Annotated in this window: 34 protein-coding genes and 4 tRNA genes; 31 read left to right on the forward strand and 7 right to left on the reverse strand. The window is 55.3% G+C overall.

The window, feature by feature from the left end; all coding sequences use genetic code 11:
- Positions 1 to 9: 9 nt before the first annotated feature.
- The gene (locus TAM4_RS10470; protein ID WP_014123201.1) at positions 10 to 501 is read left to right on the forward strand and encodes a metallophosphoesterase; all 492 of its coding nucleotides are present in this window, start codon (positions 10 to 12) and stop codon (positions 499 to 501) included.
- Positions 502 to 518: 17 nt separating this feature from the next.
- Here TAM4_RS10470 and hpkB read toward each other — a convergent pair whose 3' ends face one another.
- Both hpkB and TAM4_RS10480 read right to left on the reverse strand, forming a co-directional pair.
- Entirely contained in the window at positions 519 to 722 is a 204-nt protein-coding gene (hpkB, locus tag TAM4_RS10475) for an archaeal histone HpkB (RefSeq protein ID WP_014123202.1), read from the reverse strand.
- Positions 723 to 914: 192 nt separating this feature from the next.
- A complete protein-coding gene (locus TAM4_RS10480; RefSeq protein ID WP_014123203.1) occupies positions 915 to 1097 on the reverse strand; it encodes a class III signal peptide-containing protein in 183 nt (60 codons plus the stop codon).
- A gap of 109 nt (positions 1098 to 1206) precedes the next feature.
- On the opposite strand from TAM4_RS10480, the gene TAM4_RS10485 reads away from it, so the two are divergent.
- The 13 genes from TAM4_RS10485 (at position 1207) to rpl12p (ending at position 10509) form a co-directional block, all read left to right on the forward strand.
- Complete coding sequence (locus tag TAM4_RS10485) at positions 1207 to 1806, forward strand: RNA ligase partner protein (RefSeq protein WP_014123204.1); 600 nt, start codon at positions 1207 to 1209, stop codon at positions 1804 to 1806.
- Between the two features lie 26 nt (positions 1807 to 1832).
- Positions 1833 to 1909 (forward strand) — tRNA-Thr (locus TAM4_RS10490).
- 9 nt (positions 1910 to 1918) lie between these two features.
- Positions 1919 to 1996: transfer RNA gene (locus TAM4_RS10495), tRNA-Pro, on the forward strand.
- Between the two features lie 92 nt (positions 1997 to 2088).
- Positions 2089 to 3978, forward strand: coding sequence for an ABC transporter substrate-binding protein (locus tag TAM4_RS10500; RefSeq protein ID WP_014123205.1), 1890 nt, complete (start codon positions 2089 to 2091; stop codon positions 3976 to 3978).
- A 59-nt stretch (positions 3979 to 4037) separates the two neighbouring features.
- Positions 4038 to 4952 carry a phosphate uptake regulator PhoU gene (locus TAM4_RS10505; protein ID WP_014123206.1) on the forward strand — a complete coding sequence of 305 codons (915 nt, stop codon included), beginning with the start codon at positions 4038 to 4040 and terminating at the stop codon, positions 4950 to 4952.
- A 48-nt stretch (positions 4953 to 5000) separates the two neighbouring features.
- Positions 5001 to 5822 carry a D-aminoacyl-tRNA deacylase gene (locus tag TAM4_RS10510; RefSeq protein WP_014123207.1) on the forward strand — a complete coding sequence of 274 codons (822 nt, stop codon included), beginning with the start codon at positions 5001 to 5003 and terminating at the stop codon, positions 5820 to 5822.
- A 129-nt stretch (positions 5823 to 5951) separates the two neighbouring features.
- Positions 5952 to 7073: a cell division protein FtsZ gene (gene ftsZ / locus TAM4_RS10515; protein ID WP_014123208.1), complete on the forward strand. Its 1122-nt coding sequence runs from the start codon at positions 5952 to 5954 to the stop codon at positions 7071 to 7073.
- 62 nt (positions 7074 to 7135) lie between these two features.
- Positions 7136 to 7330, forward strand: coding sequence for a protein translocase SEC61 complex subunit gamma (locus tag TAM4_RS10520; protein ID WP_014123209.1), 195 nt, complete (start codon positions 7136 to 7138; stop codon positions 7328 to 7330).
- An 11-nt stretch (positions 7331 to 7341) separates the two neighbouring features.
- Positions 7342 to 7800, forward strand: a complete 459-nt coding sequence (locus TAM4_RS10525; RefSeq protein ID WP_014123210.1) for a transcription elongation factor Spt5 — start codon at positions 7342 to 7344, stop codon at positions 7798 to 7800.
- Positions 7801 to 7828: 28 nt separating this feature from the next.
- Positions 7829 to 8326, forward strand: a complete 498-nt coding sequence (locus TAM4_RS10530; protein ID WP_014123211.1) for a 50S ribosomal protein L11 — start codon at positions 7829 to 7831, stop codon at positions 8324 to 8326.
- Positions 8327 to 8438: 112 nt separating this feature from the next.
- The gene (locus TAM4_RS10535) at positions 8439 to 9089 is read left to right on the forward strand and encodes a 50S ribosomal protein L1 (RefSeq protein ID WP_014123212.1); all 651 of its coding nucleotides are present in this window, start codon (positions 8439 to 8441) and stop codon (positions 9087 to 9089) included.
- A gap of 5 nt (positions 9090 to 9094) precedes the next feature.
- Positions 9095 to 10114: a 50S ribosomal protein L10 gene (locus TAM4_RS10540; RefSeq protein ID WP_014123213.1), complete on the forward strand. Its 1020-nt coding sequence runs from the start codon at positions 9095 to 9097 to the stop codon at positions 10112 to 10114.
- Between the two features lie 77 nt (positions 10115 to 10191).
- Complete coding sequence (rpl12p, locus tag TAM4_RS10545; protein WP_014123214.1) at positions 10192 to 10509, forward strand: 50S ribosomal protein P1; 318 nt, start codon at positions 10192 to 10194, stop codon at positions 10507 to 10509.
- Positions 10510 to 10524: 15 nt separating this feature from the next.
- Here the strand turns inward: rpl12p and dcd are convergent, their stop codons facing one another.
- Positions 10525 to 10998, reverse strand: coding sequence for a dCTP deaminase (gene dcd / locus TAM4_RS10550; RefSeq protein ID WP_014123215.1), 474 nt, complete (start codon positions 10996 to 10998; stop codon positions 10525 to 10527).
- A 47-nt stretch (positions 10999 to 11045) separates the two neighbouring features.
- On the opposite strand from dcd, the gene TAM4_RS10555 reads away from it, so the two are divergent.
- From TAM4_RS10555 to TAM4_RS10630, 16 genes are all read left to right on the forward strand, one after another.
- A tRNA-Arg gene (locus TAM4_RS10555) sits at positions 11046 to 11123 on the forward strand.
- Positions 11124 to 11306: 183 nt separating this feature from the next.
- Positions 11307 to 11382: transfer RNA gene (locus TAM4_RS10560), tRNA-Gln, on the forward strand.
- 408 nt (positions 11383 to 11790) lie between these two features.
- On the forward strand, positions 11791 to 12012 hold the full coding sequence (locus tag TAM4_RS10565) for a hypothetical protein (protein ID WP_014123216.1): 222 nt from the start codon (positions 11791 to 11793) through the stop codon (positions 12010 to 12012).
- Positions 12012 to 12503 (forward strand): hypothetical protein, encoded by a 492-nt coding sequence (locus tag TAM4_RS10570; RefSeq protein ID WP_014123217.1) that lies wholly within the window; start codon positions 12012 to 12014, stop codon positions 12501 to 12503. Before TAM4_RS10565 ends, TAM4_RS10570 begins: the two co-directional genes overlap by 1 nt.
- A 207-nt stretch (positions 12504 to 12710) precedes the next feature.
- Positions 12711 to 13307 (forward strand): DUF1102 domain-containing protein, encoded by a 597-nt coding sequence (locus TAM4_RS10575; RefSeq protein WP_014123218.1) that lies wholly within the window; start codon positions 12711 to 12713, stop codon positions 13305 to 13307.
- Between the two features lie 13 nt (positions 13308 to 13320).
- Complete coding sequence (locus TAM4_RS10580; protein ID WP_048150704.1) at positions 13321 to 13857, forward strand: DUF1102 domain-containing protein; 537 nt, start codon at positions 13321 to 13323, stop codon at positions 13855 to 13857.
- 43 nt (positions 13858 to 13900) lie between these two features.
- Positions 13901 to 14959, forward strand: coding sequence for a signal peptidase I (locus tag TAM4_RS10585; RefSeq protein WP_014123220.1), 1059 nt, complete (start codon positions 13901 to 13903; stop codon positions 14957 to 14959).
- Positions 14960 to 14961: 2 nt separating this feature from the next.
- Positions 14962 to 15879 (forward strand): hypothetical protein, encoded by a 918-nt coding sequence (locus TAM4_RS10590; RefSeq protein ID WP_148258709.1) that lies wholly within the window; start codon positions 14962 to 14964, stop codon positions 15877 to 15879.
- Between the two features lie 4 nt (positions 15880 to 15883).
- Complete coding sequence (locus tag TAM4_RS10595) at positions 15884 to 16855, forward strand: DUF5305 family protein (RefSeq protein ID WP_014123222.1); 972 nt, start codon at positions 15884 to 15886, stop codon at positions 16853 to 16855.
- A 75-nt stretch (positions 16856 to 16930) separates the two neighbouring features.
- Positions 16931 to 17464 carry an inorganic diphosphatase gene (locus TAM4_RS10600; RefSeq protein WP_014123223.1) on the forward strand — a complete coding sequence of 178 codons (534 nt, stop codon included), beginning with the start codon at positions 16931 to 16933 and terminating at the stop codon, positions 17462 to 17464.
- A gap of 33 nt (positions 17465 to 17497) precedes the next feature.
- Entirely contained in the window at positions 17498 to 18058 is a 561-nt protein-coding gene (locus tag TAM4_RS10605) for a DNA-directed RNA polymerase (protein WP_014123224.1), read from the forward strand.
- 2 nt (positions 18059 to 18060) lie between these two features.
- Positions 18061 to 18249 carry a transcription elongation factor subunit Spt4 gene (gene spt4, locus TAM4_RS10610; RefSeq protein ID WP_014123225.1) on the forward strand — a complete coding sequence of 63 codons (189 nt, stop codon included), beginning with the start codon at positions 18061 to 18063 and terminating at the stop codon, positions 18247 to 18249.
- A 1-nt stretch (position 18250) separates the two neighbouring features.
- Positions 18251 to 18793 carry a GTP-dependent dephospho-CoA kinase gene (locus TAM4_RS10615; RefSeq protein ID WP_014123226.1) on the forward strand — a complete coding sequence of 181 codons (543 nt, stop codon included), beginning with the start codon at positions 18251 to 18253 and terminating at the stop codon, positions 18791 to 18793.
- Positions 18783 to 19079, forward strand: coding sequence for a 30S ribosomal protein S24e (locus tag TAM4_RS10620; RefSeq protein WP_014123227.1), 297 nt, complete (start codon positions 18783 to 18785; stop codon positions 19077 to 19079). Before TAM4_RS10615 ends, TAM4_RS10620 begins: the two co-directional genes overlap by 11 nt.
- 10 nt (positions 19080 to 19089) lie before the next feature.
- Entirely contained in the window at positions 19090 to 19260 is a 171-nt protein-coding gene (locus TAM4_RS10625) for a 30S ribosomal protein S27ae (RefSeq protein WP_014123228.1), read from the forward strand.
- A 31-nt stretch (positions 19261 to 19291) separates the two neighbouring features.
- Positions 19292 to 19873: a HemK2/MTQ2 family protein methyltransferase gene (locus tag TAM4_RS10630; RefSeq protein WP_014123229.1), complete on the forward strand. Its 582-nt coding sequence runs from the start codon at positions 19292 to 19294 to the stop codon at positions 19871 to 19873.
- A gap of 1 nt (position 19874) precedes the next feature.
- Here the strand turns inward: TAM4_RS10630 and TAM4_RS10635 are convergent, their stop codons facing one another.
- Positions 19875 to 20543 carry a TIGR00703 family protein gene (locus TAM4_RS10635; protein WP_014123230.1) on the reverse strand — a complete coding sequence of 223 codons (669 nt, stop codon included), beginning with the start codon at positions 20541 to 20543 and terminating at the stop codon, positions 19875 to 19877.
- Positions 20544 to 20636: 93 nt separating this feature from the next.
- Here TAM4_RS10635 and TAM4_RS10640 point away from each other — a divergent pair, with 93 nt between their 5' ends.
- The gene (locus tag TAM4_RS10640) at positions 20637 to 21461 is read left to right on the forward strand and encodes a DUF835 domain-containing protein (RefSeq protein WP_014123231.1); all 825 of its coding nucleotides are present in this window, start codon (positions 20637 to 20639) and stop codon (positions 21459 to 21461) included.
- Here TAM4_RS10640 and TAM4_RS10645 read toward each other — a convergent pair whose 3' ends face one another.
- The 3 genes from TAM4_RS10645 to TAM4_RS10655 are packed head-to-tail and all read right to left on the reverse strand — an operon-like array spanning position 21462 to position 22929.
- Positions 21462 to 21920, reverse strand: coding sequence for a DUF371 domain-containing protein (locus tag TAM4_RS10645; RefSeq protein WP_014123232.1), 459 nt, complete (start codon positions 21918 to 21920; stop codon positions 21462 to 21464).
- Positions 21877 to 22461: a thymidine kinase gene (locus TAM4_RS10650; RefSeq protein WP_014123233.1), complete on the reverse strand. Its 585-nt coding sequence runs from the start codon at positions 22459 to 22461 to the stop codon at positions 21877 to 21879. The genes TAM4_RS10645 and TAM4_RS10650 overlap by 44 nt, the downstream gene beginning before the upstream one ends.
- Positions 22462 to 22500: 39 nt before the next feature.
- Positions 22501 to 22929, reverse strand: coding sequence for an NfeD family protein (locus TAM4_RS10655; RefSeq protein ID WP_014123234.1), 429 nt, complete (start codon positions 22927 to 22929; stop codon positions 22501 to 22503).
- Between the last annotated feature and the right edge of the window lie 5 nt (positions 22930 to 22934).

Raw genomic sequence — 22934 nt, forward strand, 5'->3', positions numbered from 1 at the left:
TGTTTCTTTTTGAGGATCGCGGTTCTCAGCGATACCCACGTTGGGGACAAGGCGAGGGCCCTTCCCCCCGTTCTTATTGAGAAAATGCGAAACGTCGCTCCGGAGCTCATCCTTCACGCTGGAGATATAACGGATCCGTCCGTTCTGGAGACGCTCGAGGAAATTGCCCCCGTCATTGCAGTCAGGGGAAACGTCGATTACCTGCACCTTCCCGAGGAGGAGACGGTCGAGGCAGATCGGCTCAGGATAGGCATGATTCACGGCCATCAGCTCTTGAGCCTTAACGCGCAGTTTTTGAGCCTTAAGGCCCTCGACATGGAAGTTGATATTCTCGTCTTCGGCCATACGCACCGCTTCTACTTCGACTCCTTCAGCCTTTACGGAAGAAAAGTTTACCTGCTCAATCCGGGCTCCCCGACGTTTCCAAGGTGGGACGATGCAGGCTTTGCCGTTCTAAGAACGGGTGAAGAGCCCTCGGTGAAAAGGGTAAAACTCTGGTAAAAGAGAGGGAAAGGGCATCAGCTCCTGATGGCGAGCTTGATGTCCTCGGCCTTGACGGTCTTCCTGCCGGCGTGGTGGGCAAGCTCAACGGCCTTCTTGGCGATCTCGATGGCCTTCTCCTCGAGGTGCTCGGTGAGGACCTTGGCGGCCTCCTCGCTGACGCGGGCGGCACCGGCCTTCCTTATAAGCCTGTCAACCGGGGCAATTGGCAACTCAGCCATTTCATACACCTCCATCCAGTTGTTTAGGAGTCTTTTGCACTTTATTTTAGGTCTAACGCCCTATATAAAGTTTTCGGGATCGGACGCGTAAGAACCCTTGAATCACCGGATAGATCGCTACATGTCATCGAGGTTGATATAGAGAAAACCCCGTGCTTGAATTGTGGGAATGGGAAAACATCAACTTTCGGTTCAACCGCCGCTCACGTTACTCCACTCTTTCCTCAGGTACTCTGAGAGGGTCTTTGAAGACTCGTTGATTGTTTTACCAGCCTGCTCTGCCGCCTGTCTGACGTACCTGATAACTATTGCGACCATCATGAGCGCCACCGCGATCATCATGAGGTACTCAATGGCGGCCTGGGCCCTCCTCATGTTCTCACCCGTAAGCGGTTTGTCAAAAACCTACTATAAACCTTTGGTAACAGTCATGCCCTCCACAACTGTTTTTAACGTTGGACATCAACCTTTATCGGGGTAGACCATGAGGTTCGTTCTCGACACGAGCATTTTCGTCAATCCCGACATCAGGTCGGCCTTTGGCAGAAACCCGACCGAGGCAGTTAAGTCCTTTCTCGAGTACGCCAAGGCCCTCTTCGGTAAGGTGGAGTTCTACATGCCGCCCGGGATATACAGGGAGGTCATGAACTTCGTGGATGAGGAGGATGTATCGCCCGAACTCGAGCTGTACATAATAAAGAAGCCCCCAAACGTTCACGACATAAAGATCCCGGCCTTCGTGGTGTACGAGCTTATAGACGACATCAGGAGGAGGATAGACAAGGGGCTCAGGGTTGCTGAGAAGGCCGTGAGAGAGAGCGTGATCGAGACGGATAACGTTGATAAGATCATCCAGAAGCTTAGAAGGAACTACCGCAAGGCCCTCCGGGAGGGGATAGTTGACAGCAAGGAGGACTTTGAGCTTATCCTCCTGGCCAAGGAACTCGACGCGATCATAGTTTCTGCAGACGTTGGGATATTGACCTGGGCTCAGAAAATGGGCATCAAATGGATAGACGCGGCCAAGTTCAAGGACGTCCTTGAGGAGCTCGTCGAGAAAGTCCGGGAAGAGAAAAATTTATAAATGCTCGGCTTCATCGTATCATCGACGCCCCGGTGGCTCAGCCTGGTGGAGCGGCCGCTTGGTAAGCGGCAGGTCGCGGGTTCAAACCCCGCCCGGGGCTCCAGTTTCTCGGGGGGCCGTGGGGTAGCTTGGTCTATCCTTCCGGCTTCGGGAGCCGGAGACCCGAGTTCAAATCTCGGCGGCCCCACCATTCCCAACCGTTGCCTTCTTGGACGATATATCCAAAACCTTAATATATGCCTTCGCCCTTTTCTTGCTGGACAATTAATCCAGGTGGTGAAGATGAAAAAGGCGACGGTTTTGTTTCTCCTCCTGATCATGGTGGGCTCGGTTGTAGCCCTAGGCTGCATAAGCGGTTCAGGAACCTCAAGCCCCAGCCCTTCCAGCACCTCGAGCGTTGAGCAGAGCCCTACCACCACGACCTCTGCCTCCACCTCTGAATCAACAACTACTCCTTCCACGACCCCAACTACAACTACCCCCAAGCAAACCCAGACCGAAAAGCCATACTACCCATTAACTATAACGGATTTCGCAAACAGGACCGTTACGATCGAGAAGGAACCAAAGAGGGTTGTCACCCTTGCCCCTTCCATAACCGAGGATCTCTACTACCTCGGCCTCTTTGACCGGATCGTGGGGGTTACTAGGTTTGACGACTTCCCCCCGGAGGTCGCCAACGTAACACGGATCGGCGGTTATGGTAAGTACGCCAACCTTGAGCTCATAGCCAACCTCAGTCCGGATCTGATACTCGCGGACAGTTACTCCCTATCGATCCTCGATCAGCTCGAGAAGATTGCCCCCGTCGTTATTGTGGACCCCCACAGTGTAGGCGATATTCCCAAGGCTCTCAAGCTCCTTGGAAAGATCTTCAATGTCGAGCCCAAGGCCGATGAAGTCTCCGCACGGTTCGTTGTCCAGCTTAAGGAGCTCGGCTCCGCGGTATCTGGCTTCAAGAAGGTTAAGGTGTTCTACGTTGTCTGGGGCGATCCACTGACCACTGCCGGCGGCGATACCTTCATCAGCGACATCATAAACATCGCCGGCGGAAGGAACATCTTCAACGACACAAGCGGATGGCCGACCGTTAGCATGGAGCAGGTTATAGCCAGGGATCCGGAGGTTATCATCCTCACCCCCCACTGCGGCATGAAGCTGGACGATGCCTTCCAGAAGTTCGCCGGAACGTCTGCCGCGAGGAGCGGAAGGATCTACATGATAGAGAACGAGAACGATATTCTCCACCCGAGTCCGAGGCTGATCAGGGGCCTTGAGACGCTGGCGAAGCTCCTCCATCCGGAGGCGTTCCAGGAGAAGTACCCGATGACGATAACGGACTTCATGAACAGGACTGTTACCATACCGAAGGAGCCCCAGAGGATAGTTTCCCTCGCACCGAGCATAACCGAGACGCTGTTCTACATCGGGGCCGGCGATAAGCTCGTGGGCGTTACAAAGTGGGCCGACTGGCCCCCGGCTGTGAAGAACATATCAAAGATTGGAGGTTACGGTAAGTACGCCAACCTTGAGCTCATAGCCAACCTCAGCCCGGATCTCATAATAGCCGACGACTACGCCGTTCCGATCCTTGACCAGCTCGAAAAGATAGCCCCCGTCGTCATAGTCGCTCCAAAGGACATCAACGGGATTTACAGGCAGATCGAGCTCCTCGGAAAGATCACAGACAGAGAGGAGCAGGCAAAGCTTGTGATCGGCGAGATGAAGGGAGAGATAGCCTACGTTGAATCCAGGGTCAGAGACCTTCCGCGCCCCAAGGTCTTCTTCATACTTAGCTATTCCCAGGGCTACTGGACTGCAGGCAGGGGAACCTTCATGGACAGCGTGATAAACATCGCCGGCGGAAGGAACATCTTCAACGACACGGGCGGATGGGTTAAGGTCAGCGAGGAGCAGGTTATAGCCAGGGATCCGGACGTTATAGTGATCCTCCCGACGGCGGGAATAAACGCCACCGAACTCTGCAACGGTCCGCTCTCGGCAACGACCGCCGTCAAGGAGGGGAGGGCCTACACGGCAACCGATTCCAACATCTACCAGAGGCCCAGTCCAAGGATAGTGATCGCCATAGAGGAGATGGCCGAATTCCTGCATCCGAAGGCCTTTGGAATAACCTTCAACTCGACAGTCTGTGCGGTCTCTACCTCCTGACCTCTTCTTTTTTCCGCAATATATTTAACCCCCCAACTCTATAGCTTCCGGGATGCAGTATGGAGTTCAGGAAGATACAGTTTACGGGCAGAAGTTCATACATAGTGTCCCTCCCCAAGAAGTGGGTTGTGGAGAACAACCTCAGGCAGGGCGATACAGTTCCCATGGTGATAAACCCCGATGGCAGTATCACTATATTCCCCCGGGAACCCAAGGACGTCGGCGAGAAAAAGAGGCTCGAGATATCCAAGGACTACTCGCCCGACATGGCGGTAAGGCTCGTTATATCCGCCTACATTCAGGGGTACGACACTTTCGAGATAGTCTTCCCGGAGGAGATGCCCTTCTACAAGGTGAAGATCAGGAAGATACTCCAGGGATTGCCCGGGGTTGAGATAATCCTCGACGAGCCGACGAGGATAATAGCGAAGAGCCTCCTTGATGAGAGGGAGGTGAACCTCTCGGAGATACTGATGAGGATCCGCTCGATCGTGATCTCGATGCTCGGCGACCTGGAACTCCTCGCGGTTAAGCCCGGGGAAAGGGAAATCCTCAGGGACCTCCACGACCTCGAAAACGAGCTTGACAGGTTTTACTTCCTGACAATACGGACGGTTAACAGGCTTCTCTCACAGCGCACGGTGGTGGAGGAGAGCGGGATCATCAGGAGGCACTTCGACCTGATCGGCATACTCTTCATAGTCCGCAACATCGAACGAATAGGGGACCACATAATCCGCATCTCAGAGGCTCCAGAGCCCCTGGACTTCGCCACCCTAAAGGCCCTCTTTACTGAGGTCCTTGACAGGATCTCGGACAGGGATCTCGGTAAGATAGACAAGCTCATGCTCCGCCTCAAGGACGAGATAAAGGCCATCGACTCCAAGGAATCGACCGCCAAGGAGAGCTACCGCAGAATCCTTGAGTACCTCGAGAACATCGGGGAGACGATAATAAACATGGCCCTCAGCTGACCCCTATAACGTTATAAGCCCACCCATCACCTAACAGTGGGGATTGGAATGAAGGTCGTTATGTCCACAAAGGTGGATCCAGCATCGATGAACATCAGAGGAAAGCTGGTTGAGAACTTCGGGTTCAGCGAAACGGACTGGCTCTTTGACGGGAACCCCGTTTTCAGGTGGGGGGATGTTCTCCTTCTGACGACCAACGAGGAGATGATCTACTACGACAACTTGGACTCTGCGATCGAGGAGCAGCTCGGGATCAAGCCCGAACTCATAGTCTTTGCCTCCAGGCACGCGAGCAAGGCCAAAATGCCCGCCCTGACAACCCACGTGACCGGAAACTGGGGTAAGGCCATGTACGGGGGCAAGGACTTCTCCCTCGCAATCGCTCATCCAGTTGCAATGAAGCTCGCCCTCCTCAAGCTCAGCGAGCTCAACGATCTCGGCTGGACGGTCTGCTACGAGGCAACCCACCACGGGCCGAGCGAGCTCAACGTGCCGAGCCTTTTCATCGAGATCGGCTCGAGCGAGGAGGAGTGGGTTAACGAGAGAGCGGGCGAGATTTTGGCCGAGACCATAGTTCACGTCCTTGAGAACGTCGGGAAAAAGCACGAATTCAAGCCGGCCCTTGGAATAGGGGGCGGCCACTACGCGCCCAAGCAGACCAAGCGCGCCCTTGAGGGCGACCTGGCTTTCGGTCACATACTCCCAAAGTACGCACAGCCTGTGGACGAGGCCATGCTAACGAAGGCCATCGAGAGAACCCTTGGAGGAGTTGAGGCCATATACGTGGACTGGAAGGGGAGCAAGGGGGAGATGAGGCAGAAGGCCCGGGATCTGGCCGAGAAACTCGGCCTTGAATTCATCCGGGACTGAAAAAATGACGAAAGGTTTAAAGACTTCAAGATCAACATAACCCAGCGTTGGCCATCTATGTAGCTAAGTTTATATACTTGCAGCCTGCATTTACGTGCAGGCGTCAAATTGCACCCGGAGGGTCGGAAGATGTTGAAACTGATTGAGGATGCCATTGATAAAACTGCCGCTCCCGTCCAGTCAAAGACTGAGCCTCAGGTTGAGGTTCAGAGCGACATTGATGAGGAGCTCAGGAGGCTTCTCGAGCAGATTCAGGCAAAGATATACGTCGTTGGTGTCGGCGGTGCCGGCTGCAACACTATCAACAGGATGATGCAGGTCGGCATTCAGGGGGCCAAGATAATAGCCGTCAATACCGACGCCCAGGATCTTCTCAAGATAAGGGCTCACAAGAAGATACTCATAGGAAAGGAACTCACCCGCGGACTCGGCGCAGGCAACAACCCCAAGGTTGGTGAGGAGGCCGCAAAGGAGAGCGAGAGGGAAATCAGGGAGGCACTTGAAGGGGCCGATATGGTCTTTGTCACCTGCGGTCTCGGCGGTGGAACCGGTACCGGTGCGGCTCCCGTCATAGCGGAGATGGCGAAGAAGATGGGCGCCCTAACCGTGTCCGTCGTGACGCTGCCCTTCACCGTCGAGGGCATAAGGCGCATCAAGAACGCTGAATATGGCCTTGAGAGGCTTAGAAAGGCCAGTGACACAGTCATCGTCATCCCGAACGACAAGCTCATGGAGGTTGCTCCGAACCTGCCGATCCACATGGCCTTTAAAGTTGCGGACGAGATACTCGTTCAAGCCGTCAAGGGTATCACAGAGCTCATCACCAAGCCCGGACTGGTTAACCTCGACTTCAACGACGTAAGGGCCGTCATGAAGGACGGCGGTGTTGCGATGATAGGCATCGGCGAGAGCGACAGTGAGAAGAGGGCTTTGGAGGCGGCCCAGCAGGCCCTTAACAGCCCGCTCCTCGACGTCGATATCAGCGGTGCAAAGGGCGCTCTCATAAGCATCAGCGGCAGCGACGTCAAGCTCGAGGAGGCCCAGCAGATCATCGAACTCGTCACCAGCAAGCTCGATCCGGAGGCGCAGGTCATCTGGGGTATCCAGCTCGATGAAGAGCTCGGCAAGATGATCAGGATTCTCCTCGTTGTCACCGGCGTCAGCTCGCCGTACGCGGTCACCGAGGAGGAGAGCTCCCCCTACGGGGACGAGGAGAGAAGGGTAGTAAGGCTCGATCTTGAGGAGTTCTGAAACCGTTACCTTTTTATTTGCTTTTAATCTCGCCTTAAGCAAGCGGAGTAGGGGTGTTCATCATGAGCGGGAACTACGTTGAGAAGATCAAGAACTTCCTTTCAGAGTCCAGGAGGGTCCTCCTCGTAACCAGAAAGCCGAGCTGGAAGGAGTACAAGCTTGCGGCCAAGATAACCGGGCTTGGCATGATCATAATTGGAACAATCGGCTTGCTCATAACTGTGATCGGTTACCTGATCATGGGTACCGGGCTCTGATGGTGGTTTCCATGAGCGAGGGCAAGATATTCACAGTGAGGGTCACGGTTGGCCAGGAGGAGACCACCGCGAAGCTGATCTACAGCAAGGTCAAAACCTACAACCTGCCTGTTTACGCAATCCTTGCCCCGAGCAAGGTTAAGGGCTACATCTTCGTCGAGGCCCCCAGCAAGAGCGCCGTGGACGAGGCGATAAAGGGCATCAGGCACGCCAGGGGAACCCTGCCCGGCGAGGTCAGGTTCGAGGAGATAGAGCACTTCCTTGAGGAGAAGCCCGCTGTCAGCGGCTTCGAGCCCGGTGATATAGTTGAGCTCATCTCCGGCCCGTTCAAGGGCGAGAAGGCCAAGGTCGTTAGGGTCGATGAGAGCAAGGACGAGATCGTCGTTGAGCTCATCGGCGCCATAGTCCCGATCCCCGTTACGGTGAGGGGAGAATACGTTAGACTTATAAGCAAGCACCAAAAGGAGTGAACGGTTTACAGGTTGAGAGGTGAGAAAGATGCCACAGGTCGTTGAAGTCCTCGTTGAGGGAGGAAAGGCCTCACCCGGACCCCCACTCGGTCCGGCAATCGGTCCACTCGGATTAAACGTCAAGCAGGTCGTCGATGAGATAAACAAGGCCACCAAAGAGTTCGAGGGAATGCAGGTTCCCGTTAAGATCATCGTTGAGGATCCCAAGAAGAAGACCTTCAGGATCGAAGTTGGTATCCCGCCGACGAGCCAGCTCATCAAGAAGGAACTCGGCATTCCCAAGGGTTCGAGCGAGCCCGTCCACAGCCCCGTCGGAAACCTGACCATGGAGCAGGTCATAAAGATAGCCAAGATGAAGATCGACCAGATGCTCTCGCCGACGCTCAAGGCCGCCTCCAAAGAGGTCATAGGAACGGCCCTGAGCATGGGCGTCACAGTTGAGGGCAAGGACCCGAGGGAAGTCCAGAGGGAGATCGACGAGGGTCTTTACGACGAACTCTTTGCAAAGGCGGAAGAGGCCGAATGAGGCCTCTTCTCTCCGAATTTAGAGGCCATGGAAAAGTTTAAAAACTCCTCCCTTTACGCATCTTTGGTTCTTCGTCCTTGCTAAAATCAAAAAAGGAAGGGAGGGCTGTAAAGTGGCCTTCGACAGGCAGAAACTCGTGGAAGCGGTGAAGGAGGCGAAGGCCCGGGCTAAGCCGCGCAACTTCACACAGACCGTCGAGATGGCAGTCAACCTCAAGGATATAGACCTCCGCAAGCCGGAGAACAGGTTCAAGCTTGAGGTTGTGCTGCCCCACGGTCGTGGGAAGGAACCAAAGATCGCGGTCATCGCTGATGGTGCCGTGGCCGAGGCGGCTAAAAAGCTCGGGCTGGATGTGATTAGTGGAGAGCAGCTTGAAGAGCTTGCAAAGAGCCCGAGAGAAGCGAGAAAGCTCGCCAAGCGCTACGACTTCTTCATTGCCGCGGCTCCGCTGATGCCTAAGATAGGTAAGTACCTCGGTAGGTACCTCGGTCCAAGGAACAAGATGCCTCAGGTCGTTCCGCCGACCATGACCAACCTCGAGCCGATAGTCAACAGGCTCAAGAAGACGGTCAGGATACAGCTCAAGAACAACCCGGTCGTTCATGCCCCCATCGGGACCGAGGACATGGACGACGAGAAGCTCGCTGAGAACGCCGAGGCGGTTCTCAACGCCATCATCAACAAGCTCGAGCGCGGAGAGAACCAGGTGAAGTCAGTGTACATCAAGACCACGATGGGACCGGCCGTTAAGGTTGAGAGGTGAGGGAGATGGCCCACGTAGCCGAGTGGAAGAAGAAGGAAGTGGAAGAGCTCACCAAGATCATCAAGAGCCACCCAGTGATTGCCCTTGTCGACGTGGCCGGCGTCCCAGCTTATCCGCTCAGCAAGATGCGCGACAAGCTTCGCGGGAAGGCCCTTCTCAGGGTCAGCAGAAATACACTCATCGAGCTGGCAATAAAGAGGGCCGCCCAGGAGCTCAACAAGCCTGACCTTGAGAAGCTCGTCGATTACATCGAGGGAGGGGCGGCGATACTCGCCACTGAGATGAACCCCTTCAAGCTCTACAAGCTCCTCGAGGAGAGCAAAACACCGGCCCCGGCCAAGCCCGGAGCGGTCGTTCCAAGGGACGTCGTCATCCCTGCCGGACCGACTTCCCTCGCGCCGGGCCCGCTCGTTGGTGAGATGCAGGCCCTTGGAATCCCTGCGAGGATTGAGAAGGGTAAGGTCAGCATCCAGAAGGACTACACCGTCCTCAAGGCGGGTGAGGTCATAACCGAGCAGCTCGCGAGGATCCTCAACGCCCTCGGTATCGAGCCGCTCGAAGTCGGTCTCAACTTACTGGCAGCTTACGAGGACGGCATCGTGTACACCCCTGAAGTTCTCGCCATAGACGAGCAGGAGTACATCAACATGCTCCAGAAAGCTTACATGCACGCATTCAACCTGTCGGTCAACACCGCCTATCCGACCAAGCAGACCATCGAGGCCATCATCCAGAAGGCCTTCCTCGGAGCCAAGAACGTTGCAGTCGAGGCCGGTTACGTTACTCCTGAGACCGTCGAGGACATACTCGGCAGGGCTATACGCGCTCTCCTGCTCATAGCACGGAACCTGCCCGAGGAGCTGCTCGACGAGAAGACCAAAGAGCTTTTAAACGCTCAGGCCCAAGTGGCCGTTGCGACCCCTCAGCCAACAGAGGAGAAGGTTGAGGAGGCTGAGGAGGAAGAGGAAGAAGAGGAGGCATCCGAGGAGGACGCGCTCGCCGGACTGGGCGCGCTCTTCGGCTGAACTTTCAATTTCCCTCGTACCCTGATGGATTCCACGTGAAATGAATGAAAAAATGAAGATGATTGGAGGTGCGAAAAATGGAGTACGTGTATGCCGCTCTGCTGCTCCACGCCACTGGTAAGGAGATAAACGAGGAGAACCTCAAGAAGGTGCTCGAGGCCGCCGGAGTTAGCCCGGACGAGGCCAGGATAAAGGCCCTCGTCGCTGCCCTCGAGGGCGTCAACATCGACGAGGTCATCGAGAAGGCCGCCATGCCGGTTGCCGCCCCGGTTGCGGTTGCCGCCGCCCCGGCTGCCGAGGCTCCGGCCGAGGCCGCCGAGGAGGAAGAGGAGGAAGAAGAGGAAGAGGTCAGCGAGGAGGAGGCCCTCGCTGGACTCGGTGCCCTCTTCGGCTGAACTCCTCCATTTTCTTTACTTCTTGGATTTCCTCTTTGAGAGCGCTATTCTCCTGCTCCCCTGATAGTTTCCGCGGTAGGGATTTCTTGCGGGCCCCTCGAGCCTTATGAACGCTATTTGAACGAACCTTTCCCCGTATTCGAGAACTACCGGCTCGTCGGACGCGTTGAAGACCATGAGCGTAAGGTTGCCGTCCCATCCTGGATCGACCCACGCGAACGAGCCGAGCAATCCTTCCCTCGCCAGACTGCTCCTTATCTTCATGTCACCCATTACATCGTCCGGCAGCTTGACCCTCTCAAGGGTCAGTATAAGGGCGTGCTTTCCCGGTGGAACGATAACTTTGCCTTCCTTTTCAACGTCGATGAGCTTTCCCCCAACGTACGCCTCTTTTCCGACCCTCAGGTCGTAGCCCGCAGGTTGAAGTGATTCCTTCGAGAACGGTTGGATGAGGATTTCCCTTTCGATCTTCCAGTCGGGGAGCATCATAGTCTTCACCGCAAGCTTTATTTTGGGTCACCTTAAAACGGTTCCGAGGGCCGGTGGCCTAGCCTGGATGGGGCGTCGGCCTTCGGAGCCGAAGGTCGCGGGTTCAAATCCCGCCCGGCCCGCCATCGAAACTTTTGCCAAGCAAAAGTTTCATCAAAATTTGTGATTCCTTTTGAATTGCAGTTCTTGTGGGGATTTCTTTTTGAGTTGCTCTTTGGTGAGGGGGGCATTTTTTGTCAAGCTCTGCGCGGGCAAAGCTTGTGGAGGGTAAAATTTATAAATCCATCCCGGAACCTATCAACGGGCACAGCCCCGTGGTGTAGCGGCCAAGCATGCGGGACTCTGGATCCCGCGACCGGGGTTCGAATCCCCGCGGGGCTACCATTTACATGGGCTCCAGACGAAATTCGAACCCCATGTTTTACTCCCATTCCTAATTTTAACATCTGGACATTCAACCGCATTTTCTCTGTATCATTCTCGTGGAATTAACATGTCTTCAAAATATGGGTTATTTTCCAATCCTTTTCCCGAGCGGGATTCTTTCAACGTTGTCCGCTGGCATCGTCTATTCTGATTTCCCCACGAGATACCGTGTTTTAGATCGTTGGTTTTTATCCATCCATTTCTGGCCAATTTGAGAAATTTCAATGTCGAAAATTCAAATTCAAACTCTCTCGGAAGCTTTTTAAGGAGAGGAACGCAGAATAGGTGAGTGGGAAGTTATTCAAGGGGCTGGTAACATGTCCAATAAAGATTGCTCTAATCTGAGAGGTACCGGGAGGTTTGGTAATGAACGAAAATCTGAATTTGGAGTGCGAGATCAGGAACCTCCTGCGATTGAAGGGACCGTTGAGCGTCGCTTTTATCACCAGGTTCTTGAACGAGAGGGGGCTTGAATGCACCCGGCAGAAGGTTGAGAGGGTTCTCAGGGACCTCGTCTCGAGGGGAATCGTTGAGGCGTCCCTCCATCACAACAGGCGGAAGCAGTACCGGCTGAGGTGGCGGGAGTGATGGTTTCATCAACGTCCTCGAGCGTTATCCTCGGCAACAAGAGACGCATGCTCATGATAGAGTTCCTCCAGATGAAGAACGGAAGGGCCGAGCTCAGGGATATAGTCGAGTACATCGCGGAAAAGGAGGGCAACACGGACAGGAGGCACAGAAAGAGCGTTTACGTCAGTTTGATGCAGACCCACATTCCGAAGCTTGAGAGGGAAGGCGTGGTTGCCTTTGAGCGGGGAGTAATAACCCTTCTCCAGGTGCCCGATAACGTTACCCTCTACATGGAGGTCGTCCAGAGGAACGATATAAGCTGGAGTACTTTTTACGCCGGCCTGTCGGTGATATTCCTCGTTACCGCGCTGTGGTTTGGAAACCTGCTCCTGGTTTTCGCCTCAGTCACGTATCTCATCGTGGCTATCCTCCAGCATATGAAGATGTACCGGGTTCTTCAGCCGAGGGACTCAAAGAAGGAAGATAATTCCCGTAGAAATGAGCGGTAATGTCCCGTTACCGCCCGGTAATTTCCAACTTCATATATATCGAAACGGGCAACTGTTCTTGGGTGCGACCGTATGGTTGCCCTGATCTGGGGCATCCGTGGTGGCAGTTGATTTCAGTGTTGAGTGGTGTGGAAGGGCCGCGGATCCGCATGGATCCCGCACTCACAGTACGGCCTGTTCCACGGTGCCTCGTATGGAGGCGAAAAAATGAGAAAGAATCTTGCCTTGGGAATTTTTGGCCTGATAGTGGCCTTTGGTCTTGTTCTGGGAGCAGGGGCTAACTTCAGGGACTACAGTGCGTCAAGAAGTGTCCATTGGGACATCGTTACCGACGACAACGAGTTAATAGACCTGACCCCTCTCCAGCCCTACGCGTACATTGACAACGAGACTGGGGTTCTAGTTGTGGACATAAGCCCGGACAACCCGAACTATCCGGGTTACGGTATGGGCCTCAGCCCGAACTCGGAGTACAACTTCGACGAGGTCTTTGAGGTAAGCAACGACCTTTGGGAGGAGAACATGACCATAGTCGTCATGATAACCAGCGACAACGATGAAATACAGCTTTACGGTGCGGATGGAGACATCCACGATGCCACCAACGGCGACGTAGTTAGGTACTCGGACACCGCCGTTAACTCAGTCTGCTTCGTCGTTGAGTCTGGAGATGCCGTTAAGGTGGGTATGGACTTTGACGCTGGGAACCACGCGCCCGGCACCAGCCAGAACGCCACGCTCCACATAGAGGCCTGGAGACTCGGAACCGAGCCCAGCAGCCTTGTTGGGAAGTGCGGTCAGTGAGGGGGAATGAGAGATGAACAAACTATTCGGATTGGCATTGCTTATGATTGGAATGGTTCTGGCCGTTGGAGCCGGGGCAAACTTCAGGTACTACTCCGCCGACAGGCACGCGAGCTTTGACATCGTTTCCGACGACAACGAGCTCATAGACCTAACCGCGATGCAGCCCTACGTCAAGTACAGCAACGGCAAGCTCTACGTGGACATCAGCGATAGCAACAGCAACAGACCCAGCGGCGGAGGCGCCGGCCTGAGCCCGAACACCACCTACGTTTTCGAGGAGATGTTTGAGGTAAGCAACGAACTCTGGGAGAACAACGAGACGGACTTCCCAATCTGCGTCAAGATAAACACCAACCACGAGCAGGTTATGGTGTTCGCGGGGAACTATACCAGCCCAGTAGCTGGACCGGCTCAGAACATCCAGTTCACCGTTTACCACGGAGACCCCGTCAAGGTCGGCATGATATTTGACACGACAAACGCAACCCTCGGATCTGAGCAGTTTACTATGACAATAACTGCAGACAGAGGTGCATGCGAACGGTGATTTCTTTTTTCGGGGCTCTGCCCCCTTTTAGGGGGAGTGAAAAATGAAGAGATTGATCGAGTACACATTCACTTTCATCGTCCTCGTGTTTCTCATGGGTTCGTTAGCCGGCTTCTTCTTGGACAGGCCCGTTTTTGTGTCCTACGCATACTCCGACAGCATGACCCCCACGATAGACAAGGGGGATCTGTTCTTCGTTAACCCATTTGCCAGGAACTTTGACGTTGGTGATATCATAGTCTTTCACCGGAGGAGCGGCTGGACGGTCCACAGGATCTTTGCGGTCACCGATGAGGGGTACATCACCAAGGGTGATCACAACGTGGCAACGGACCAGCAGGACGGCAAGTTCCCGGACGTGAAGAGGTCGGACATAGCCGGGAAGGTGGTAACACTTTTCGGGAAACCCCTGGTTATCAGGGGGGCGGGCGCGTTTCTCCAGTCGGTTAAGTTAAAACTCACAAACCCTTACGCAATAGCCCTGTTGCTTGTGCTGGGGGCAGTTCTGACGTTTTCTGGCGGTTCTGGGAGGAGACATCGCCGCGTGAAGTACTACAGGATAAGCCTCAGGACGGTTTACGCGATAGTTTCCGTCCTGATCATCGGCGGCTTTCTCTTCGTTACCGTCGCATCGTGGGGGACTCTGGCCTTTACCTACTCCTCGACGCTCGCCGGGGGTCAGAGACCCGGCTGGTACCTTCCAGGTTCAACCTTCGAGAAGAACATCACGGTCGAAAACAAGGCACTCTACCCGTTCTACTATTTCGTTGAAGGAAGCAGCACGAGGGCCCAGCTCATGGATCCAGCTTTCTTCTACCTAAGGGGCGGCTCCAGGAAAAACCTGACCGTCCACGTCACCGTTCCAAAGGACACCAGGATATACCGCGAGGAGTTCCAGGTTCGCTCTTATCCGGCCATTATCCCCGCCTCGGTCGTTGTTTATCTCTACTCAATCAGTCCGTACCTTCCACTCCTCGCCTACGCCCTGTTCCTGTCAGCGCTTTTGGTTTTCTTCTACCGCCTCGCTGGGATTTCCAAGGGGGACGTGGTCAGGATACGGAAACGGAGGGGTTTCCTCTCAAAAGTACTGGGGGATGGTTAGTTATGAGAAGGCTTGTGTTGTTTTTTGTAATGTTCCTCGGTCTGCTCCTCGTGGTAGGCTCGAGCGGAAACTTCAGGGAATACGGGGCGGACAGGATAGTAAAGCTGGCCATCGTCGATGGCAACGATTCCTACGTCTCCTACTCCTGCAGCGGCAGCATCGTGTACATGAACAGGAGCTCAAGCGTCCAGTTCACGGCAATAACGCTGTTCAACTCGATGAACGAAACGATGTCCGTTAGAGTTGAGGGGGACTTCTCGGGCTTACCTGATGGGCTTTCGGGGAACGTGGACGATTCGTGGCACACCCTCGATGCCGGTGACGGCGTTGTTATCGAGGGCAATTTCTCGGCCGATGCGGATGCCGTCAGCGGAACCTACACGGTGCCCCTTACAGTCTACGCTGAATGGAACGGGGGAAGCGCCGAACTAAAGGACTGCTCCATCAGGGTCAGCCTGAGCTCGCCGGAATACGTGCTCAGGAAGGGAATCGTTGGAGGTGTCTACAACTACACCTCCGGGAACCACACGATAGTCCTCCAGCTTAACTTCACCAACAACGGGCCGAGCGGTGATTTTGTGATATGGGACAGGGTTCCACCTTATCACTGCTTCCGTTGTCCCGGGACGTGCAACCATTCGAGTGCTCACGTGACGATAAAAAGCACGAGTGCAAGCCTAGGGACAGTTATTCTGAACCCCCCGGCGGGCTTCTCATGCTGCAACTGCCACGCCAGGAACTGTGTCGTGTGGAGGGTCCACGTGCCCCACGGTGAGACCGTAACGCTGGAGATAACGCTCGACGTTTCCTTCGATGTTCCGTCCGGATGCGTCGCCAGGTTCACCCTGAACAAGGGGGCCCATCTCTGCGGAACCAATGTCAGGTCAAATAAAGTAATCGTTACCGTTAATGGAGGTTGAGAAGATGAAGGATGTTAAGTTCGACAGAAGGCATCTGCTCCTCGCGGGGATTGCCGTTTCGATTGTCCTCGCGGTTCTTTTTGGAGCGTATTCAAGTGCCGCCTATTCGAGAGCGCCCATATCCACGAGCGCCAAGTACTCCACTCTATACAAGGAGGAGGGGCGTTTCGTGCACTTCGGGGTGTTCTCCAACAACAGCATCTATGAAAGCGGCAGTACACACGATTACTATCCGTCCAGGATAACGAGGCTGATAAGTGGAAACTACACCTTCCGCACGAGCCCATCATCTCCCGGAACCTATATGGCCACGATGCACCTTGACTACTACGTCTCCACCGGGAGGAAGAAAGTCTACGTATACCGGGAGGAGATCCCCCTTGGAAGCGGCTCCTTTGAGGGGTCCTTCACCCTGCCCGTGACCTTCAACATGAGCCTCCTGAGCGAGAAACTCAAGCGGGTCCGGGAGGGAACCGGGCTTTATCGGGCGGAGCAGGAAGTTTACGTCACGGTTGAGGTTAGGCCTGAGGGCAGGGACTCCTTCACCCAGAGGATCGGGCTGAGCAAGGATTCGGCGAGCATGCTCTACCTGACCGGGACAGAGAAGGATTATAAAAAGGTCACCAGGAGTGTAAGCACGACAACGAACTCCCTCTCCTTCGCGGGTTCCGACGTTAAGGTCTCCACCGCCAGGGCCCTGTTCCCGGCGATGGCCATAATCTTTGCCATACCGCCGATCGGGCTGGCCTACTCCCGGCGGGAGAAGAAAGCGAAGCCGAAGGCACTCAAATCGCTCGGGAAGTACACTGTTGAGGGGACGCCTCCGGCCGGAAGGCGCGTGGAACTGAAGTCGGCCGAGGACCTTGAGCGCGCCTTTGAGCTGGTGGACAGGCCCATAGTCCACTACCGCGACGGCGATACCGACGTCTACGCGATAGCGGACGGCGAGACCGTTTATGAGTACCGGGCTTCCTAGCCCGGCACCAACAACTTTAAAAGGGCAAGCGGAAAGCCACCTTAGGAGTTCTAAAAGGGTTAGAGGTGGTTAGAGATGAACCCGTTCCACGAGCTTGAGCCCGGACCGGACGTTCCGGAGGTTGTGTACGCTCTCATAGAGATCCCTAAGGGAAGCAGGAACAAGTACGAGCTCGACAAGAAGACCGGCCTCATAAAGCTTGACAGGGTCCTTTACAGCCCGTTCTTCTACCCGGTGGACTACGGAATAATCCCGCAGACCTGGTACGATGACGGCGATCCCTTCGACATAATGGTCATAATGCGCGAGCCGGTTTACCCGCTCACCCTCATCGAGGCCAGGCCGATAGGCATCATGAAGATGAACGACTCCGGCGACAAGGACTGGAAGGTCTTAGCGGTTCCGGTCGAGGACCCGTACTTCAAGGACTGGAAGGACATCGACGACGTTCCAAAGGCCTTCCTCGACGAGATCGCCCACTTCTTCCAGAGGTATAAGGAGCTCCAGGGCAAGGTCACCGAGATAGAGGGCTGGGGCAACGCCGAGGAAGCGAAGAAGGAAATCCTTCGTGCCATAGAGCTCTACAAGGAGAAGTTTGGGAAGGAGTGAGCCTTCCCCCAATCTCTTTTCGGAGGTCAGGCCATGTACAAGCTGCTGAAGGTTAAGGACGTCGTCAGGATTCCGCCCAGGATGTTCACGATGGATCCAAGGGAGGCGGCAAAGCTGGTCCTCCGCGAGACCTACGAGGGCATCTACGACAGGGACGAGGGCGTTGTGCTGGCCGTTCTCGACGTGGAGGAAGTGAGCGAGGGCGTCATCGTTCCGGGAGACGGGGCTACCTACCACGAGGTCGTCTTCAACGTTCTCGTGTGGCAGCCTTTCATGCACGAGGTTGTTGAGGGAGAGGTAATCGACGTGGCCCCGTACGGAGCCTTCGTCAGGATCGGCCCGATGGACGGCCTGGTCCACATCAGCCAGCTCATGGACGACTACGTCGTGTTCGATGAAAAGAACAAGCAGTTCCTCGGTAAGGAAACCAAGAGGATCCTCAAGCTCGGCGACGAGGTCAGGGCGAGGGTGATAGCGATAAGCGTCAAGAGCAGGGTCATAAGGGAGAACAAGATAGGCCTAACAATGCGCCAGCCGGGTCTCGGAAAGTTCGAGTGGATTGAGAAGGAGAAGAGAAAGGCAGAGGAGGCGTGAGCATGGTCAAGGAGAGGGCCTGCAGGCACTGCCACTACATAACGACCGAGGACCGCTGTCCCGTCTGCGGGAGCAGGGATCTCAGCGATGAGTGGTTCGACCTCGTCATAATCATAGACCCCGAGAAGAGCAGAATAGCAAAGAAGCTCGGTGCAACCGTGCCCGGCAAATACGCAATCCGTGTGAGATGACATGTGCGACGACTTCTACTTTTACCTGCCCCCCGCCTTACGGGACGAGCTCAAAGAGCCCTTAGGAGAACTGGTTAGGGGGGAGATTCCGGAGCCCTACCTCAGGGTTCTACCCCTCCTTCGGGAGGCGCCCTTTCTGATAACCGTCGGCGACGTCGTGACCGAAAACGTCATCAGGCTCGGGGTGTATCCATCGGTGGCCATATACGACCACCGGACAAAGAGAAAAGCCTACAATCCCTCCGTCGGCTCCGAGGCCGTGTTTTTGACCGTCAAGAACCCTCCTGGAACCATAACGAAAGCTTTATTAAACGCCGTCAGAAAGGGAGTCGAGATCGCCGGCAGGGGAAGGAGGGTCCATATCAAGGTCAACGGCGAGGAAGACCTCGCGGCGATCCCTGCGGTGCTCTACGCCCCCCTCGGCTCGATGGTGCTCTACGGCCAGCCCGACGAGGGGGTAGTGCTTATAAAGGTAACACCCGAATGCAAGCGCAGGTGCGCGCGAATCTTAGCGAAGATGGAGGTGGTTCGTGATGGAGATTAAGGTGACCGAGATAAAGGAGAACAAGCTCCTCGGAAGAAAGGAGATATACTTCGACATCATCCACGAGGGCGAGCCTACCCCGAGCAGGGAAGCGGTGAAGGGCAAGCTCGCCGCGATGCTTGACCTCGACCCGAACACGATGGTTCTTCAGTACATCAGGAGCTACTTCGGAAGCCACGTTTCCAAGGGCTACGCCAAGGTCTACGAGACCAGGGAGAGGATGCTCTACATCGAGCCCGACTACATCCTCCTCCGCGATGGTCTGATCCAGAAGGAGGAAGAGTGAGGTGGTGTAGATGGCCAAGAAGAAAAAGACCAGCCAGAAGTGGAAGCTCTACGAGGTTAAGGGTGGAAAGGTCGTCAGGAAGAACAGGTTCTGCCCGCGCTGCGGGCCCGGAGTCTTCATGGCCAACCACAAGGACCGCTGGGCCTGCGGAAGGTGCGGCTACACCGAGTGGAAGAAGTGATCTCCCTTTTCTTTCCCCTCTGGCGGTGACGATGCCCCTTTATTACGGCCTCAGGATCCTGCTCGACGATAGCGTTTATGAACCTGCCGAGGATACCTTTCTCCTCGCCGAGACCGTTGATGTCAAGCCCGGTGAGATAGCCCTCGACATTGGCACGGGGACCGGGATTATAGCACTCCTCATGGCGCGGAAGGCTAAACACGTTCTTGGCGTTGATGTGAACCCTAAGGCAATAGAACTCGCCCGAAAGAACGCCCTGCTCAACGGAATTGAAAACGTGAAGTTTCGCCTGAGCGACCTCTTCGAGAACGTTGAGGGGGAATTCGACGTCGTAACCTTCAACGCCCCCTATCTTCCCGGTGAGCCTGAAGAGCCCATCGACCTGGCCCTTGTAGGAGGCGAAACGGGGAGGGAAGTGATAGACCGCTTTATACGGGAAGTTCCGGATTACCTGACCGAGAACGGTCGGGTATACCTCGTTCAGAGCTCCATAACAGGGATTGAGGAAACGCTGGAGATGTTCCAGAAAGCCGGTCTGAGAGCGAGGGTCCTCGCAAAGAGGCACCTCTTCTTTGAGGACATCGTTGTCGTTCTGGCGGAAAAGAAAAAGTAGCTCAGTCGAGCATTGCGAGGACCTTATCGACCTCGTTCGAGACCTCCACGTCGAAGAGGTGTATCGTGGGCAGGAGCCACCAGAGGCGGTAATTGTGGGTCTTGTCTTCCTCACCGTAGTACTGGAAGACGAACCTTCCAAAGCCGGTCAAATCTCTGTGAACGTCCCTGACCTCCCTCAGAACCCTCCTCACCTTCGGCGGGTACTCCTCGAAGGGCAGAGGAAGGCTCTTGATGAAAACCCTGTCCTTGAAGAAGTCCGTCGTCAGGCCGACGCTGCCAACGTGCTTCTCGAGCTGGTTGAACTTCTTGGCCGTCCAGAAGCGGTGCAGGATTAGCCTCGGGTCCTCCTTGGCGAGCGGGTAGTTGGCTTCCTCCGTATCGAGCCAGAACTCAAGGTAGGGCTGGCCGCGCTCTATAACGATTCTTGCAAGCAACCTCGCGTTCTTCGGTATCTCCTTCTGGGTCTCGCTGATGTGGTACTCCCTGCCGTCCTGAGTGTAGGTCTCGCCCTCTTCCCTAGTTCCGGTTCTTGAGACGAAGTAGGCCTCCTTTCCGTCTATGGTTCCGAGATGTAGATCGTAGCCCCACGCCTTCAGATCCTTGAACTTGAACCTCCTCTCGGCCGGGACTATTCCGGTGTTCTCGACTATGTAGTAGCCCTCGAGCATTTTGATCACCTTTTGTAATTAAAAATCGGCCCTTTTAAGCTTTTCTCCCAAAAGGTCTTAAGGGTGAGGGAGTAAAGGGAGTGGGGTGCTTTCGTGGTTAAGGTGGCCGCTCTGATCGCTGGTCTTGTATCCCTGCTGGTGTATTCTGTTCTCTTGGTCATGGCTTACCTCTACTCAAGGAGGATCGTGGCACCTCTATCCAGGAAGTTCTCCGTGAACGTCATTCTTTCCGGAATCCTCGCGGTGATTGCAAGCGTTGTCGTCATAGTCGATGCCGTAACTGGCAAGGCTCTCTGGTGGCTTGAGGCTGCCCTGTTCCTCGTTTCTTACGTCCTCCTCATGGTGTCGGCGATCCATTACCTTCGCCTCTCTTCCCGGGTTCTTCACGAGTCCGGGAAAGGGGAGGAGGGAGGTGAGCAGAGCCCCCTCGTTGGCGGCTTCAGTGTCACCCCCGAGGAGCTTCCAAAGCTCGGCCCCCTCTGCGGGATGTTTAAGACCCGGATCTACATAGGCAGATCTCAGAACCCCACGGTGTGCGACTTTGACAGGCGCATATGGCTGAGCCGAATCGAGGCTCCGGATTCCGTTGATCCATCGAAGCTTCACGTTATCCTCGAATCCGTTATAAGGACGATCTCCGAGGGCGGTGGAAGCGGGCTCGTTCTCCTCGACGGGCTGGAGTTCCTGCTCCTTCACAACGACTTCAGGAGCGTCGTTAAGTTCCTCGCCTCCCTCAAGGACTACATGCTCCTCTCGAACTCCGCCGTTGTCGTGGTTCTCGATGAGGAAACCCTTGGAAAGAGGGAGATCTCGGTCATCAGAAGGGAGTTCCCGCCCCTTGAAATCGAAAGGCTCCTCTCAAGCCTTGAAAAGCACGCCCTCTTCGGGGCCCTTTCGAGGGAGGATCTGGAGGGATGATCAGAGGATCCTCAGCTCGATTACCGCCTTCGTTTTGGGATCTCTAAGGCGGTTTATCAGTCTTCGGTCTATGTCCTTTGCCGCCTTGTTGGCCCTTATTGCGAGCGTTCTCGCGTCGATGTATTCGCTCTTCCTCACGACGATGGAGTGGGGATGATCGAGTATTAACCCCGGGCTCCCCCAGGCGACGACCTCGTCAACGAGCTCTCCCACCCTTATCTTTATGAGCAGCTTCCTCCCCTCCCTCAGAGCCGCTTTGAACTCCTCACTGAGGTCGTTTATTCCCTTGTCGGCTTCGATGCAGATTATGCAGTCACCCCTGGGCGTGAGGTAGTCTTCCTTCGTGAACTCCAGCGTCGATCTGTGGGTTGCCCTAACGTTTTCGTGGCCCCGGCATCTTATGATCTCGACGAGTTCATTCCTCGGGGACGATGTGGTGCTCCCGGCACCTCGCCTCATAGCTCTCCCTCCCGCCGACGAGGATAACCGGCGAGTTCCTCGGCGCGGGCTTTCCGTCGATGAGCCTCTGGCTTCTGGTTGCCGGCCTTCCGCAGACCGTGCACACCGCCGTCAGGTAGACTATGTTGTCTGCCCTCACGAGGAGCTCTTTCATTACGGGGAAGGGATCCCCTTTAAAGTCGAGGTTGAGGCCGCTCGCTATGACGTAAACGCCATCGTCCGCAAGTTTGTCGAGCACTTCAACGATCTCCATCGGAAAGAACTGAACCTCATCGACGCCGATTACCTCGTACTTCTCACGAATCGTCGTTTCCATTATGCTCGCCACTCCGTCCCCGTTGGTGGGCACGACGAAGGCCTCGTAGCGAAGCCCGTTGTGGGCAACGACTTCCTCAGTAGAATAGCGGGTGTCTATCGAGGGCTTGAAGAGGGCAACCTTCCTCCTGGCGAAGGCCTGCCTCTCGATCCTCTTTATGAGCTCGGTGGTTTTACCCGCGAACATCGGGCCGGTTATTACCTCTAAGAAGCCACCCGGATGCATTGACAACACCGGAGAAAAATGGAGGGGGAAGTTAAAACGTTAGCGCTCCACCCGTTTCACCATGAGCTTAACCCCGTCCACCGCTGTAACTTCCACGATGTCCCCAACCTTGAGTTCGTCGTCGCTGAACGCGATCCACCTGTCCCCCTCGAGCTCGACTAGGTAGTGATCCTCCGCGACCTTGACGACCTTTCCCCGCTTTCCTACGAGGTCGAAGGTGTACTTTCCCTCCCTCCTGCCAACGTCCTCCACGTCCCGCCGTATGTACCGGCCGATTATTATGTAGGAAACCACCGCGGCTATAAGCGCGATGACGAAGCTCTCGGTGAAGTTCATGCCGAACCCGAGGAGCAGTCCGAGGGTGGCGAAGGCCACGCCTATGGGGGTTATGAAGGCCGTGACCATCATGTCGAGCAGGATTATCAGCAGGCCCAAAATCAAGAGGGAAACGGCGAGGGCAATGCCCATAGCCC

This window comes from Thermococcus sp. AM4 (assembly GCF_000151205.2).
In the GTDB taxonomy this organism is placed as follows: domain Archaea; phylum Methanobacteriota_B; class Thermococci; order Thermococcales; family Thermococcaceae; genus Thermococcus.